Here is a 15413-nt window from a genome sequence, read left to right on the forward strand (position 1 = left end):
GGTTCATTCCTTTAACAATGCTTTCAGGGTGTAAATGGCACTGAAAAAACCCACTCCCAATCCCAGCAACACTCCAGCCATCAAAAGATACGGCCGGGTTCCCCAAACCGTATCCAGTTTTTTCCCTAACCAAGCTCCCCCCAAGGTCAAAAGAACGATTTCCATTCCCATGGAACTGATCACGGCAAACAACCGCCATGCATTTCCGTTCAATTTAAAACCCCCGTAACATTTGGCATTTTCAAAGGGGAAGTTTCGCCGTAGGGAGCCGGATTGACAAGAGTGAAGTTTTCTCAGTTTTCCATCCTTCCCCCTGCCTATAGTAACGAAGCGTTCTATCTTTTGTCAACGTTTTCTCAAAAACACTTATGAACAAATTGTCGCAATTTAAAAAACTCCGCTTGAAACACCGGGTTTTTTTCAAAATTATTTTGTACCGAAGAGTCGATCTCCTGCATCTCCCAGTCCCGGAATGATATAACTTTTTTCATTCAGAACCGGATCGACTGCCGCGACATAAATATCCACATCATCGTGTTCTTTTTGCACGCGGTCAATACCGGCTTGAGCGGCAATCAAACACATCAGTTTGATTTGTTTGGCCCCCATTTCTTTCAGCACGGAAATTCCCGCTGCAGCCGACCCGCCCGTTGCCAGCATGGGATCGATCACAATCAATTCCCGTTCTCCGATATCCGGAGGCATTTTGGAATAATATTTCACCGCTTCTAAGGTTTCCGGATCCCGGTACATTCCCAAATGCCCCACCTTTGCGGCAGGGATCAATTTCAAAATTCCGTCCACCATGCCGAGTCCCGCACGCAAAATCGGAACGAGGCCCAGTTTTTTTCCGGCCAACACTTGACATTTGGCCCTGGCCAGCGGCGTTTCCACTTCCACTTCACGCAAAGGCATGTCTCTCGTAATTTCATAAGCCATTAAAGCGGCGACTTCGTCCACCAGTTCGCGAAACTCTTTCGTGCCGGTGTTTTTGTCCCGGATATACGTCAGCTTATGTTGAATGAGCGGGTGATCTAATACATGTACACGACCCACTTGCTTCACCTCTTTCTCATCTATTTTTTATCCAACTGATTATAACCATAATTCACCCTGTGTACACAACTTTTTTATATATGTTTCTTATTGCCAAAAACCCGACCCTCGCGGATCGGGCATATGAATCCGTTAAAGTTGTGGATACAAGGGATACGTTTCCGTCAGCCGGGCCACCCGTTTTTTGGCTTCCTCCCGTGCATTTTCGTCTTCCGGATTTTTCAATGTCAATCCGATGATTTGCGCGATTTCCTCCATGGCTTTTCCGTCCATGCCGCGGCTGGTCACAGCGGCCGTGCCAATACGGACTCCGCTGGTGACAAACGGTTTTTCCGGATCAAAAGGAATCGCGTTTTTATTGGTCGTGATCCCCACTTCATCCAGCAGATGTTCCGCTTTTTTGCCGGTCAGGTTGAAGTTGCGGACATCCATCAGGATCAGATGGTTATCCGTTCCGCCTGAAATCAGGTTAAACCCTTCCTCTTTCAAAGATTCCGCCAACTTTTTGGCATTGTCGACAATGTTTTGGGTATAGGTTTTAAATTCATCGGTCAAGGCTTCCCCGAGCGCCACGGCTTTGGCCGCGATCACATGCATCAGCGGTCCTCCTTGAACCCCCGGGAAGACAGATTTGTCAATTTGCTTTGCATATTTTTCTTTGCACAAGATCATGCCGCCCCGCGGCCCGCGCAACGTCTTATGTGTGGTGGTGGTGACAAAATCGGCATAAGGAACCGGATTGGGATGAAGTCCCGTCGCCACCAGTCCGGCAATGTGAGCCATGTCCACCATCAGATATGCACCGACTTCATCGGCAATTTCCCGAAACCGCTTGAAATCGATGATCCGGGGATAGGCGCTGGCTCCCGCCACAATCATCTTCGGCTTATGTTCCAAGGCAACTTTGCGAACTTCTTCATAATCGATCCGGTGGGATTCACGATCCACCCCATAGGCGACAAAATTGTACATTTTTCCGGAGAAATTCACCGGGCTTCCATGGGTCAAATGGCCCCCATGGGCAAGATTCATGCCCAATACCGTGTCTCCCGGTTCCAAAACGGCAAAATAGACGGCCATATTCGCTTGGGCGCCGGAGTGAGGCTGAACATTGGCGTGTTCTGCACCAAACAATTCCTTGGCACGGTTCCTTGCCAAGTCTTCCACCACATCCACATACTCACAGCCGCCGTAATATCTCTTTCCCGGATAGCCTTCGGCATACTTATTCGTCAAGACCGTCCCCATCGCTTCCATCACAGCCGGGGATACGAAGTTTTCCGAAGCAATCAACTCGATTTTATCCCGTTGACGCCCCAGTTCCTGTTGGATGGCTTCAGCCACTTGCGGATCGCTGGTGATTAATTGCTTCATGATTTGCCTCCTTGTCCTGTTCGGTAATTTTCTCTATTTTATCAAACAAGTTCTCTTTTTTGGACTCGGATTACTTTTCCAACGCATAAACGGCCCGCTCTCCCCCGATCAGTTTGGGGCGGGTCTTGGCCAACGTGACATGTGCTTGTCCGATCGTCTTTTGCTGAGAGCGTACGGGAACGGCCACAGGCTTTAAATGCATGCCGATCAGTGTATCCCCGATATCAATGCCCGCATCGGCCTGAATCTGTTCGACCACCACCGGTTGCTCCATGTGTCTGTACGCATATGCGGCCATGGCTCCGCCGGCATTGTTCACGGGAACCACCGTCACTTCCGGCCAACCAAAACGTTCGGCGGTTTTTCGTTCAACCACCAATGCCCGGTTCAAATGTTCACAGCATTGAAATGCCAGATGAAAGCCAGCTTGCTTTTGAATTTCCGAAATTCCTTCATACAATTCGCGCGCAATTTCCTCACTGCCGCCGGAACCGATCCGTTTCCCGGCCACTTCGCTGGTGCTCGTACCTACAACCAAAACATGTCCGGCATCCAAGGGCATCGCCGCCAATAAATCACGTAAGGCCCTTTTCACTTCCTCTTTCATCATGATCATCCTTCATTTTCCAATTGCTCGATCTTATCCAAACGGCGCTGATGACGGTCTCCCTGAAACTCGGCCTTCAGCCAGGTGCGGACAATGGATTTGGCCAGGTCGGGCCCCACGACCCGTTCGCCCAATGCCAGGACATTGGCATTGTTGTGTTCACGGCTCATCCGCGCCGAGTATTCATCGCTGACGACCGCACAACGGATTCCCTTGATTTTATTGGCGGCAATCGACATCCCGATGCCGGTTCCGCAAATTAAAATTCCCCGGTCAAATTCCCCTTCGGCGACGCGTTTGGCCACCGGTTTGGCATAATCGGGATAATCCACCGATGTGTCGCAATCACAACCTGCGTCCTCATAAGCAATGTTCATTTCCTCAAGCAGTCCTTTAATCTCTTCTTTCAAATTTCTGCCACCGTGATCGGATCCGATGATCAGCTTCATCCCTTCATCTCCCTCCTTGGATCCATCTTAGTATAACATCATCAATCCTTCCCGCCGGGTCATGATTCTTGCTCCCACCGGTCTAAAATCCGGTTAATGTATTTTTTCAATTCCGCGGCGCATTCCCGGTACCGCTCCACGCTGCCGCCGACCGGATCTTCAATATCCATTGTCCCATTCATCTCTTCCAGATATTGTTGTTCCTGTTCCCTCAGCGGCTTCAGGGCTTTTTCCATGGCGGCCTTTGCTTCGTCCGGCCAAGGCTCGTCCGCTTTGACGGAAAACTGGGCCTGAATTTTTGCCCGGATGCTTTCCGCTTCCAGATACAATTGATCCAGCTTTTTATGGATTTGCTCAGATTCTTCTCCCCACAAAGCATACTCTTTCAAAGTGTATATTTTTTCTCTGCTTTGCAAGAAGTTTTGTGCGATGAATTGTTTATGCGCTTCCGTCATCGCCAAAATCAAATCAGACCATTCGACGAGTTGCTGATTCAATAAACGGGAACGATGATTGCAGTTGATGCCTTTTTCTTTTAATACCTCCACCGCCTGCATGGACGGCCTCACCCCGTCGATGGCAGCAATTCCGGCGGACTTCACCTCGACCGGGATGTTCCTTTTCCTGGCCGTTTCACGGAACAATCCTTCTGCCATGGGACTCCGGCAGGTATTCCCCGTGCAAACAAACAACACCCTTTTCATGATGTTCACCTCAATTTTCACCTGTTCTTCAGTATCCGTTGAACAGATGGATGATATACCCTTTCCCCCTTTCTTTTAAAAACATACCACTAAATCCCCGGCGGCTTCCACATCTTCTCTGTTCCTGCCGCCAGCGGTCAAAACAGAAATTTTCCTCCCAAAAAAAGCAAAATAAACCCTCCGATCACTTCCCCGTAGCGGCCAATCCATCCCCCGAAAATTCGTCCGAGCATCAGTCCCGTTCCCGCCATGGTCAGTCCGGCGAAACCAAACAACAAAACCGCGAGCACCATGTCTGTCGAAAAAAAGCCGAGACTCAATCCAGCCGAAAGGGAATCCATGCTTACACTCAGTGAAAGCATCAATGTTTGCCAGAACGATTGAACTTGAAGTTCCTCCGAATCATCCCCTTTGACGACCTGGTACAGCATATTCAACCCCAACAAGCAAAGCATGATGCCTCCCAGCATGACGGCAATATCTTTCAACAAAGCACTTAAAAAGTGCCCGATCCCCATTCCCAAAAGAGGCATGATGATATGAAAAAGGCCGACGGACAGGCTGATCAACGTCATTTGCGAACCGGAAATCCGCTTCAATCCCAGCCCGATTCCCATGGAAAAAGCATCCATGCCGAGTGCTACCGCAATCATGGATAAAGTCATCACTTGACCCCATTGAATGAGTGTAAGCTCCATTGGTTCCCCCCCTGAGCCTGCTTGTCACATTCCATCATATGCCGGATCCCGAAAAAAAGAACCAAGCTTGCCATGGCCACCGGAATCTGTAGTAAAATCATCTACAGACCATTTCAATCAATTAAGAGGAGAGAGCCATATGTGGGGTCTGGTTATTTTGATTTTTTTGACACTGTATGGCCTGATGGGTTATTACATCGGCCGCAAAGGTTGGAAATATTTGATCCGTAAGGATTCCCCCGTAAGCAAAGTCCTTTTTATCGCGGCGCTGTTGGCACTGATCGTCCCTTTCCCGCTGTCCGAACTGGGAAAAAACCTTTTGCCTGAGCGCATCGGTTCCTGGTTGGGCATCTGGGGAGGACACTCCATGATCATCGTTTTATATTTGTTCTTTCTGATCCTGATGCTCGATGTGGTCCGCTTCATCGACCGCCTGGCCAAATTCATTCCTCCCGCCTTTAAAAATCATCATTTCACTCCTTATTCCCTGGCTGCGGCAGTTTTTCTCCTCGCAACGGTTCCCGTGGCTTACGGCAGTTGGAATGCACAACATCCGGTGGTCAAAAAATACAACGTCCACGTCAACAAAGATGCCGGCGAAATGAAACAACTCCGGATTGCCATGGTATCCGACATCCATTACGGTCCCGTCATCGATACGGACAGACTGAAAACCTTGCAACAGATGATTCATCAAATCAAACCGGATTTGGTTTTGTTGGCCGGTGACATCACCAACGGTCCTCTTCCGCCGGGGGAAGACCGGAAATTGGCCACTGCGTTGGGAAATATCAAGGCACCGTATGGCGTCTATGCCGTTCCCGGAAACCATGACCGCGATCTTGCCGAACGGGGAAGCGAACTGATGCAGGCGTTGAAACAAGCCGGCATAAAGGTTTTAAAAGACGAGAAGGTTGTATTCCCAAACCGTTTCACCCTGATCGGCCGGGATGACCCTCATTTGATCCGGGAACCGGGACGCAAAGATCTGGCATCTTTGATGAAAGGAACCGATTCTTCCCAACCCTTGATTCTTCTGGATCACCAACCGATCGAGCTGGAACAGGCACAAAAAAACGGCATTGACCTGATGCTTTCCGGGCATACCCACCACGGACAAATTTTCCCCGGAAACTGGATCACCGCCATGATCTACGAGAATGACTGGGGACTTTTGCAAAAAGGCGGTTTTTATTCCGTCGTCTCCTGCGGGTTCGGCACATGGGGACCGCCTCTTCGGATCGGAAACCGGCCGGAAGTCGTGGAAATCACGATGAATTTTACATAAACAGAAAAAAACAGCTGCAGAAGATTGCAGCTGTTTTTTGGTTTCAGGGCCTATTGTCTCACACTTCCACCATGTTGCCGGAGGCCGCTTTTTTCATGCGATTCATCACGGAAGCAAACAACCCTTGTTCCGGAAAAGCTTCCGCAAAAATCACATCCACCTTTTGTTCGTCAAAACGGCGCAATGCACCATACAAATGGCGGGCAACGCTGGCCGGATGGCGGCGGGATCCGGCTGCAATCACACAATCCGCCCGATCATACTTTCCTTGGTTCTCTTCCGTGGTGAGAACCCCGACCCGTTTTCCGTTTTTGACGGCCTCTTGGACTTGTTGTTGTATGTACAAAATCACCGCTTCCGGATTCCCTTTGACCAGCCACATTTCTCCCTGCGGGGCGTAATGCCGGTATTTCATGCCGGGTGAACGGGGCGTTTGGCTTGCGTCCATCAATCCGGGATCCACGCGAACTTCCCCCAGTGTTTCTTGCAACTGTTCCAAAGTGATTCCTCCCGGCCGGAGCAACACGGGGATTTCCCCGCTGACGTCGACCACGGTGGATTCCACCCCGATGCCGGTCGGACCTCCATCCAAGATTCCGTCAATTCTTCCGTCCAGATCATTTAAAACATGCTCGGCCGTCGTGGGACTGGGCTTCCCGGAACGATTGGCACTGGGAGCCGCCACCGGAATGTCCACCTCGTTTAACAAGGCCAGCGCAACCGGATGATCCGGCATCCGGACCGCCACCGTCGAAAGTCCTGCCGTCACGTTTTCCGCCAGGTTATCACGGTGGGGCAATACCATCGTCAGAGGGCCTGGCCAAAATTTTTCCGCCAGCTTTTGCGCATTCTCCGGAAACCGGCGGACCCATTTGGCCAGCTGCTCTTTTTTTCCGATATGAATAATTAACGGATTGTCCGAAGGCCTTCCTTTGGCTTCATAAATCTGTGCAACACTGTCGCGGGATGTGGCAATCGCTCCCAAACCATAGACGGTTTCCGTGGGAAAAGCGACCAGTTTCCCCTGGCGCAAATAAGCCGCCGCCCGTTTGATGGCTTCCGAATGAATGAGCTGTTTTTCCTCCATCCCGCAATCCAGTTGAAACCGTTCTGTCTTTTTCAACATTGGCTCCCTTCTTTTCCACGTTTTATCCACTTATGATAACACATTTTCTCAATGCGGCAACGAGGTCGGATTCTCACAGGTGTATACCATCGGCTGCCCCCGGTGGATCGACTGTTTCAAATGGGCGGATTGATGCAACTCTTCCGGCAAATGTTCTTCGCCGGTCTTGACAAAACCGAGCCGGGTAAAAAAATGCGTGGATTGACCGGCCAGCAAATAAATCCGGGACAACCCCATCTGTTCGGCATAAGAAAGAATGACTTGAATCATATGGACTCCCACTTTGCTGTTCCAGGGAGCCCGCTCCAAAACAAAAGACCGGATCAACCCGTACGGAGGATACACTTCCATGCCAACGATGCCCACCATTTGGGAAACATCCCCTTCCCCTCCGCCGGGAAGTTCGGCGATAAAAAAGTGATCCAGGTGCTCCTCGATCCCCCGGTCATTTAATCCGACTTCTTTGAGCAATTTGCGAATCTGAAACAAATCTTTTTTCTCCGCTTGACGGATGATAAACATACCTTTCCCCCATTCCGCTGAAACTCTTTGATATTAGCGGTATGAAAGAAAAAGGTTTCATAGAACCAAAGAGTCAGTCATTCATCCACTTCTTTGCCTGGTCCAAGAGAAAAAACCGTACTTCGGGCTTCTTGTCCTGTTCTTCTTTTTGTGCTTTCGCTTCCGAAGCATAAACCGGTTGCGCCGATGTCATGGAAGTGGAGAACGATTCGGGCGATTTGGCCTTGACGGCATCCCCGTTGCTCATATCCACAAAACACAGGGGAGGAAACAACACGCACCACCAATTCTCCCCTTTGCCGCTTCCGATCTGGATGCGAAGCGCCTCATAATCTCCGGCGGGATAAACCTTGTCTCCGTATAATTTGGTCGGGAACGGAACCATTCCATAGTCCACCCGGACCGCGTAATCATACCCCTGTTCTCTGACCGTTTTCCGCGCAATTTCCTCAAAACGGGGCAAGTGCTCTTTCACCAGTTTTCTCGCTTCTTCAATCGTACGGGGCTGAGTCACCCATGTATTCATTTCGTGAATTACTTCGTCGCGGACTTTTCGTTTTAACCACTGATCTTCTGGCTGGTCGCTGTTGGCCAAAATTCTGAGGCGGATGGCCTGATCCGGGATCCGGTTCGAAGATGACGCCATTTGCGTTTGGGTCGCATCCTCCCAAACCCGTTGGTAAAAAAAGATTCCTCCGGAAAGCACGATGATACCAAGAATGAAATAAGTCCATTTACGCATTGCCCATTCCTCCTCTTTATCCCTACCCACAGTATGGACAGAGAGGAGAAAACTTAATCTTATTTTTTCAGAATTGATTCTCCGTCCTGAAACCATCCCAAAACCATCCGGTCTCTTCCCGCCAGATCTTTTCTCACTTCCACGCGGGTGATGCGCGGCATTTGGCGAACCAGCCCGCAAACCTCTTCGCCTTGGTCGGCGCCAATTTCAAAAGCAACCAGCCGCGGGCTTTTTGGCCAACCGGAAAGTTGCCGGGTGATCCGACGGTACGGTTCAAGGCCGTCCGCTCCCCCGTCCAATGCAAGGCGGGGCTCATAACAAGAAACGGTTTTGTCAAGGCTTGCAATCTCCCCGGAACGTATATACGGTGGATTGGAAACCAAAATGTCGATGGGGGGATGCTCCTTTTCAAGCGGCTTTAAATAACTTCCCAAAACCCACCGGATCCGCTCTTTCACCCCGAATTTCCGGGCATTTTGCCTTGCCACCGACAATGCTTGTTCTGAAATGTCAATCGCGGTGACCTGCCAGTGGGGATGTTCCAGTGCCAACGAGACAGCAATCGCCCCGCTTCCCGTCCCGACATCGACCACATGTACCGGACGGCCGGCAAACAGCTTTTCCCCTTCCCGCAACACAGCTTCCACCAGCAATTCGGTTTCCGGTCTGGGAATCAACACCCCGGGCTTCACCTCAAAAACCCGCCCAAAAAACTCCTGATCCCCCACGATATATTGCAGCGGTTCCCCCTCGCCACGTCGTTTCAGCCATTCCCGGAATTTGGGTTCCAGACGCTTTGGCCAAGGATCGGCCATTTTCGCAAAAAACGCGGCCCGCTCCACCCCGAGAAGCCGGCGCATCATGTATTCCGCTTCAAACTGCGGAGAATCGGTTCCGCTTTGCTGTAAAAAAGAAGAAGCCTTTTGCCAGGCTTCCCGGATCGTTTTATTTTTCATCAAACTCACCCTTTGAATCAGGAAGTCTTTGTTTCCTGCTCCTTCAACAACTCGGTTTGCTCATGCAAAATGAGCGCATCGATAATCTCTTCCAGTTCTCCGTTCAGAATCAGATCCAATTTGTGCAACGTCAGTCCGATGCGATGATCCGTTACCCGGCTTTGCGGAAAATTGTAAGTCCGGATCCGTTCGCTTCGGTCACCGGATCCCACGGCCATTCTTCGGGCGTTTGCCATTTTTTCCATTTCTTCTTTCTGCTTCAAGTCAAACAAGCGGGCACGAAGCACCCTCATCGCTTTCTCTTTGTTGCTGTTTTGTGATTTTTCATCCTGACAGGAAACAACAATCCCCGTCGGAAGATGGGTAACGCGTACGGCAGACTGGGTCGTGTTGACGCTTTGCCCCCCGGGGCCGCTGGAGCAGAAAGTGTCGATGCGAATGTCTTTATCATGAATCTCCACTTCCACTTCCTCGGCCTCCGGCAAAACGGCAACCGTGGCCGTTGACGTGTGAATCCGTCCGCCGGACTCCGTCTCCGGCACCCGTTGTACCCGGTGTGCCCCGTTCTCATACTTCAATTTGCTGTAAGCCCCGTTGCCATCCACAGAGAAAACCACTTCTTTAAATCCGCCGAGCCCGGTGGTGTTTGCCTCCAGGACTTCCACTTTCCATCCTTGTCTTTCTGCAAAACGCGTATACATGCGGTACAAATCCGCGGCAAACAATGCAGCTTCTTCTCCTCCTGCCGCCCCGCGCACTTCCACGATCACGCTTTTCTCGTCATTCGGGTCTTTGGGCAGCAACAGGACTTTGATCCTTTCCTCCAGCTCCTCTTTCCGGCGGCTCAGTTCGTCGATTTCGGCTTTCACCAATTCACGCATTTCTTCGTCCAGTTTATCTTCCAACATCGATTTCGCATCATTCAATTGCTCAATTGTCTCTTTATATTCAATATAGGCTTGATTTTTTTCTTCCAACCCGGCCTGCTCCTTGGAGTATTCACGCAACTTTTTGGTATCATTGATCACTTCCGGGTCACAAAGCAGGCGGCTTAACTCTTCATAACGTTGATGTATCGCCTCAAGACGATCTAACACTGTGCTCACTCCCGTAAAATCGGATCATTTTGCCATGCATATCGGCTAACTATAAGATATAAGTATGATGATTGATCAAGAATTGGCATCAATTGATTTTACCACAAGCCTTGAAAGAAAGCGAAGGAAATGGATTGGAAAGAATGGTATGATAAAAAAGCAGAAGACCGGTTAAAAAATATAAAAGGAGAGCGATCATGAACGAAGTCATCTTTAACATCATCAATAATCTGTTGCTTATCGGTCCTTTGATTGTTTTATTTTGGCTGATAAACCATTCCGAAAATACATACTCCGATTCCGATATAAAGGGAAACATTTTGGGTTTTCTGTGTTACTTGATCGTATGGATCGGTTATCTTGCCAGTTTCATCATCGGTCTCTTGCTTTTTTTCTACAGCCATGCTTTCTTGCCATGGACACAAAATTTCGATGTCGATCCGTATTCAGTGAACATGGTTAAAAACGTCGGTATGTCACTATGGATCCCGTCCTTGATCGCCATGTCGGTTTTGTTGCCGCCCGTACGCCGGTTTTGTGCCCGTTTTCTCCGCATTCACCCCGGGAGCAAGGTCCATGCCGTCGCCTTATCCCTTTCCATGCTGGTTTTTATTCAGTTTTTTGTCACTCAGAGCTTCGGGTTGGAATCGATCAATGAACAGACGGTTCCCGGAGATGAAGCCGGAACGCTTTCCTCCATCTGGTCGCAAGACATCCTGTTCGGCATTTTGGGACTGGTCGGGGTGGGATGGCTGTCCAGACGATCATTCAAGGAATCTTTGGACCGCTTGGGATTGAAAAAAATCACCCTCAAGCAGGCGGCAGCCGGCATTAGTATCGGACTGATCATGCTTTTGGCCCCGATCATCGCACAATCGGTGGCAGAGACCCTGAATTGGTCCGAGAACGTGCATGCCAATGAGTTGACGGACAAAATGCTCGGACCGTTACTCTCATCCATTCCCGGCATTTTAACCATCGGACTGGCAGCGGCTCTTGGAGAAGAAATGATTTTCCGGGGGGCATTGCTCCCGCGGTTCGGCTTCGTCTACACCAGTCTGTTGTTTACATTGGTCCACGCTAACTACGGATTCAGTTTCAATTCCCTTGTTGTTCTGTTGCTTGCCTTGGTACTGGGTTGGGCACGGATCCGTTATAACACCACCGTATGTATGATCATTCATGCGACGTATAACATCTCCGTGAGCCTGTTGGGCAGTTAACCCCCGTCTCCAAACGGCGGGTTTTTTATATTTCAAGAATCCCTTCTTTCTGTCTCAACACCTCATGGCAGTGCCGGCAACGGGCTTCATATTGTTCTTTGGCCCCGACTTGGATCACCGGATCATCAATGGCAGCCGGACGTCCATCGATCAGCCTCTGGGTGCGGCTTGCCGGACCTCCGCATTTTACACAAATGGCCTGCAATTTTGTCACATATTCCGCCACAGCCAACAACACCGGAGTCGGGCCAAACGGCTTTCCCCGAAAATCCTGATCCAATCCGGCACAAATCACCCGTTTTCCCTGATCGGCCAACTGCTGGCAAATATCGACGATTTCGGGTTCAAAAAACTGAATCTCGTCAATGGCCACCACATCCACATTTTCTTCCAGCAATCCGGAAATTTCACTTGCACTTTTCACCGGACGGGCATCCGCCATCAAACCATTGTGTGATGCGATCGCTTCTTGATGGTAGCGGTCATCAATGGCCGGTTTAAAGGCGGCCACTTTCTGCCTGGCAATTTTGGCACGGCGGATCCGGCGGATCAACTCTTCGCTTTTTCCGGAAAACATCCCGCCGCAAATCACTTCAATCCAGCCGCTGTGATCACCACTTAATGGATGAATATCTCTCATTGTTGTTCCTCCAACTCCCGAAAAATTGATGCTCAATCCATTTCTTTACACAAAGAAAAAGCACCCAGCCCTTCTGGATGCCCAAGCAAACTCTCTTTATTTTAACATACACAGTCTCAAGTTTGCTGAATGAAAAATAAAAAGGCAAGCCCGATTTTCTGCTTGCCTGACTTGCCAGGATATTATTTGAGGTTGTATTTCTTTTTGAAGCGATCGATACGCCCACCTGCACTGACCATTTTTTGTTTCCCGGTGAAAAACGGATGACATTCTGAGCAAATATCCACCCTCAAGTTTTCAACGGTCGATCCGGTTTCAAATGTATTTCCACACGCACAGGTGACTTTGGTCAATTTGTATTCCGGATGAATTCCTTGTTTCATTCGTCTCACCTCTTTCCTAATGCCGCTTCCATACGTACATTTAGAACCACTGGTGTATTATAGCACGTTTGATGATGAGAAAGCAAGAAAAGAGACCAGCCCCCGTCGCAACCGGCCGTTTAAAAAGGCACACTCTCCGGTTTCAGGAGAGTGTGCCCTTCCATAAAAATAAACCAATATGAGAGCAAGTTATTTTAAAACCCGCAAGGGATTAATCGCTTTCCCGTTTTTGCGAACCTCAAAATGCAAATGATAACCCGTGGCACGACCGGTCTGTCCCATCATCCCCAAAACGTTCCCTGTTTCAATCTCCTGGCCTTTGCTGACCAAAATTTGGCTGAGATGTGCATAATAAGTGACCCATCCGCCGCCATGGTCAATGACCACAAGATTTCCGTAAGATCCGGAATAACCCGCCTGGATCACGACTCCGCTTAACGATGCACAAATTTCAGCTTTGGCTTTCTTTGCGTTCCAAATATCAATCCCTTTATGCTGACGGCCGTTTCGCCAGCCGAAATTGCTGGTGATCTGCCCATTGACCGGCCACCGGAACACATAAGCCCCTTCACGGTCTGCCAACCGGATCGTATTCTTTTTCTTTTTGTTCGCATTCGCTTTTTTCGGCCATGACCCCGGAATGCTTTCCCTCCATTTCTCGGGAACGGCAATGAGTTGCCCGGCATACGTGAGCGGGGCCTCCTTCAGCTTCGGGTTCAAATAAAGCAACAGTTCACGGGATGTATGGTACGTCTCGGCCAAAGCCGACAAGGTATCCCCGGACTCCAAGCGAACCCATTTTTTCGCCAAAGGAATTTTGATCTCCTGACCAATGTATAACAAGTCCGGGTTTTCCAACCGGTTGAACCGGACCAGCTCTTGATGAGGGATTCCGAACAATCGGCCGATCTGTGACAGCGTATCCCCCTTTTGCACACGATAAGTGAGAGGCTTTGTCTCCACCGTGGCAGCCAAATTCCCCTCGGCAACCTGAGAAATGGGGCTTAAAAATTGGTACATTGCTTCCTGTGCAATCTGCTCCTTCTCCGGTTCCGGATCAGCTCCATCGGCCAATTCCCGGGCATAAACCGGATGCTTATCCGTCCCCATCATCCATGAAGCCGATGTTGAACAGATGGCTAAGGAAGAAGCCAATAAGGCACGTTTTGAAGACATTTTAGCACCTCACAGAAGATAATGGATGGGGTGAAGTTCACCCGGTTTTATCTTTATGTGAGGAATTTCTTTAATATGACAACAAGCCGGCGTTAAGAGACCGATGTCTTGGTGCGATGGGACTTGAACTCGATCGAAGCGAGGAATTCCTCATTCGACTCGGTGTTTTTCAACCGTTTCACCATAGCTTCTGTATAATCAGAAGAATCATTCAATGACTTGCGAATCATCCACAACTTTTCCAGTTCGGTCTTGCTGAGCAACAATTCCTCACGGCGCGTTCCGGAGCGGCGGATGTCAATGGCCGGGAAAATTCTGCGCTCGGCCAGACGGCGGTCCAAATGAAGTTCCATGTTCCCCGTTCCCTTAAATTCCTCATAAATCACATCATCCATCCGCGACCCGGTATCCACCAGCGCCGTCGCCAAAATGGTCAAGCTGCCGCCTTCTTCCACGTTGCGAGCGGCACCGAAAAATCTTTTCGGCCGGTGCAAAGCAGCCGGATCGATTCCGCCGGACAAAGTCCGTCCGCTCGGGGGAATCACCAGGTTATAGGCTCGTGCCAAGCGTGTAATACTATCCAGCAAAATGACCACATCTTTTTTGTGTTCCACCAGACGTTGGGCTCTTTCCAAAACCAGCTCCGCCACTTTAACATGGTTTTCCGGCAACTCATCAAAAGTGGAACTCACCACTTCCGCATCCACGGACCGCTGCATGTCCGTCACTTCTTCGGGCCGTTCGTCAATCAACAGGACGAACAATTCGATATCCGGGTGATTGGTGGTAATACTATTGGCAATTTCTTTTAACAGCATCGTTTTGCCGGCTTTGGGCTGAGCGACGATCAAACCGCGCTGTCCCAAACCGACCGGGGCGATCAAATCCATCATCCGCGTTGAAATCCGATCTGGGGTGGTTTCCAAAAAGAGACGTTTCTGCGGGTAAAGAGGAGTAAGCGCAGCAAAGTGGAGCCTTTCCGCAGCAATGTCGGGGTCTTCGCCATTGACTGCTTCTACATGAAGCAATCCAAAATAACGCTCATTTTCTTTCGGAGGCCGGACTTTACCGGACACCAGATCTCCGGACCGCAAATCAAAGCGGCGGATTTGTGAAGCGGAGATGTAAATATCCTCGGAGGACGGAAGGAAATTAATCGGCCTTAAAAAACCGTATCCCTCGGAAAGGATGTCCAGCACACCCTCCATAAACATATATCCGTCTTTTTCCGCCTTGGCTTTTAAAATCGCAAAAATCAATTCTTTCTTTTTCATCTGTGAATAGTACGGAATTTGATATTCTTTCGCCAGCTTATACAAATCCACCAAGCGGCGATTTTCCAAATCACTTAACGTGAGCTCCATGTGTCGCA

Annotated in this window: 18 protein-coding genes; 2 read left to right on the top strand and 16 right to left on the bottom strand. The window is 49.7% G+C overall.

Annotated features, from left to right (window positions below; translation table 11 throughout):
• Positions 1-3: 3 nt before the first annotated feature.
• The 7 genes from I8U23_RS08070 to I8U23_RS08100 form a co-directional block, all read right to left on the bottom strand.
• Positions 4-213, bottom strand: a complete 210-nt coding sequence (locus I8U23_RS08070) for an AtpZ/AtpI family protein (RefSeq protein WP_037996624.1) — start codon at positions 211-213, stop codon at positions 4-6.
• Positions 214-426: 213 nt separating this feature from the next.
• Entirely contained in the window at positions 427-1056 is a 630-nt protein-coding gene (gene upp, locus I8U23_RS08075; RefSeq protein ID WP_037996622.1) for a uracil phosphoribosyltransferase, read from the bottom strand.
• A 132-nt stretch (positions 1057-1188) separates the two neighbouring features.
• Complete coding sequence (locus tag I8U23_RS08080; RefSeq protein WP_049720709.1) at positions 1189-2430, bottom strand: serine hydroxymethyltransferase; 1242 nt, start codon at positions 2428-2430, stop codon at positions 1189-1191.
• A 70-nt stretch (positions 2431-2500) separates the two neighbouring features.
• Entirely contained in the window at positions 2501-3046 is a 546-nt protein-coding gene (locus I8U23_RS08085; protein WP_049720710.1) for a TIGR01440 family protein, read from the bottom strand.
• Positions 3043-3486, bottom strand: a complete 444-nt coding sequence (rpiB, locus tag I8U23_RS08090; protein WP_037995829.1) for a ribose 5-phosphate isomerase B — start codon at positions 3484-3486, stop codon at positions 3043-3045. Before rpiB ends, I8U23_RS08085 begins: the two co-directional genes overlap by 4 nt.
• Positions 3487-3545: 59 nt before the next feature.
• On the bottom strand, positions 3546-4190 hold the full coding sequence (locus tag I8U23_RS08095; RefSeq protein ID WP_131470954.1) for a low molecular weight protein arginine phosphatase: 645 nt from the start codon (positions 4188-4190) through the stop codon (positions 3546-3548).
• Between the two features lie 137 nt (positions 4191-4327).
• On the bottom strand, positions 4328-4888 hold the full coding sequence (locus tag I8U23_RS08100; protein ID WP_037995831.1) for a manganese efflux pump MntP: 561 nt from the start codon (positions 4886-4888) through the stop codon (positions 4328-4330).
• A 139-nt stretch (positions 4889-5027) separates the two neighbouring features.
• On the opposite strand from I8U23_RS08100, the gene I8U23_RS08105 reads away from it, so the two are divergent.
• The gene (locus tag I8U23_RS08105; RefSeq protein WP_198050898.1) at positions 5028-6176 is read left to right on the top strand and encodes a metallophosphoesterase; all 1149 of its coding nucleotides are present in this window, start codon (positions 5028-5030) and stop codon (positions 6174-6176) included.
• Between the two features lie 58 nt (positions 6177-6234).
• On the opposite strand, the gene I8U23_RS08110 is transcribed toward I8U23_RS08105, so the two are convergent.
• From I8U23_RS08110 to prfA, 5 genes are all read right to left on the bottom strand, one after another.
• Positions 6235-7302, bottom strand: coding sequence for an L-threonylcarbamoyladenylate synthase (locus tag I8U23_RS08110; protein ID WP_049720714.1), 1068 nt, complete (start codon positions 7300-7302; stop codon positions 6235-6237).
• Between the two features lie 48 nt (positions 7303-7350).
• Positions 7351-7824: a GNAT family N-acetyltransferase gene (locus I8U23_RS08115; protein ID WP_037995837.1), complete on the bottom strand. Its 474-nt coding sequence runs from the start codon at positions 7822-7824 to the stop codon at positions 7351-7353.
• Positions 7825-7897: 73 nt separating this feature from the next.
• Positions 7898-8566, bottom strand: a complete 669-nt coding sequence (gene spoIIR, locus I8U23_RS08120; protein ID WP_049720715.1) for a stage II sporulation protein R — start codon at positions 8564-8566, stop codon at positions 7898-7900.
• Positions 8567-8625: 59 nt separating this feature from the next.
• The gene (prmC, locus tag I8U23_RS08125; RefSeq protein ID WP_049720716.1) at positions 8626-9522 is read right to left on the bottom strand and encodes a peptide chain release factor N(5)-glutamine methyltransferase; all 897 of its coding nucleotides are present in this window, start codon (positions 9520-9522) and stop codon (positions 8626-8628) included.
• 17 nt (positions 9523-9539) lie between these two features.
• Complete coding sequence (gene prfA, locus I8U23_RS08130; RefSeq protein ID WP_037995745.1) at positions 9540-10619, bottom strand: peptide chain release factor 1; 1080 nt, start codon at positions 10617-10619, stop codon at positions 9540-9542.
• A gap of 197 nt (positions 10620-10816) precedes the next feature.
• Here prfA and I8U23_RS08135 point away from each other — a divergent pair, with 197 nt between their 5' ends.
• Positions 10817-11842 carry a CPBP family intramembrane glutamic endopeptidase gene (locus tag I8U23_RS08135; RefSeq protein WP_037995747.1) on the top strand — a complete coding sequence of 342 codons (1026 nt, stop codon included), beginning with the start codon at positions 10817-10819 and terminating at the stop codon, positions 11840-11842.
• A gap of 25 nt (positions 11843-11867) precedes the next feature.
• Here the strand turns inward: I8U23_RS08135 and I8U23_RS08140 are convergent, their stop codons facing one another.
• From I8U23_RS08140 to rho, 4 genes are all read right to left on the bottom strand, one after another.
• Positions 11868-12482 carry a thymidine kinase gene (locus tag I8U23_RS08140; RefSeq protein WP_198050899.1) on the bottom strand — a complete coding sequence of 205 codons (615 nt, stop codon included), beginning with the start codon at positions 12480-12482 and terminating at the stop codon, positions 11868-11870.
• Between the two features lie 182 nt (positions 12483-12664).
• On the bottom strand, positions 12665-12865 hold the full coding sequence (gene rpmE, locus I8U23_RS08145) for a 50S ribosomal protein L31 (RefSeq protein WP_037995751.1): 201 nt from the start codon (positions 12863-12865) through the stop codon (positions 12665-12667).
• A gap of 189 nt (positions 12866-13054) precedes the next feature.
• Positions 13055-14041, bottom strand: coding sequence for a M23 family metallopeptidase (locus I8U23_RS08150; RefSeq protein ID WP_198050900.1), 987 nt, complete (start codon positions 14039-14041; stop codon positions 13055-13057).
• 92 nt (positions 14042-14133) lie between these two features.
• A complete protein-coding gene (gene rho / locus I8U23_RS08155; RefSeq protein ID WP_037995753.1) occupies positions 14134-15405 on the bottom strand; it encodes a transcription termination factor Rho in 1272 nt (423 codons plus the stop codon).
• Positions 15406-15413: the final 8 nt, after the last annotated feature.

The organism is Thermoactinomyces sp. CICC 10735, assembly GCF_016055175.1.
Taxonomy (GTDB): domain Bacteria; phylum Bacillota; class Bacilli; order Thermoactinomycetales; family Thermoactinomycetaceae; genus Thermoactinomyces; species Thermoactinomyces vulgaris.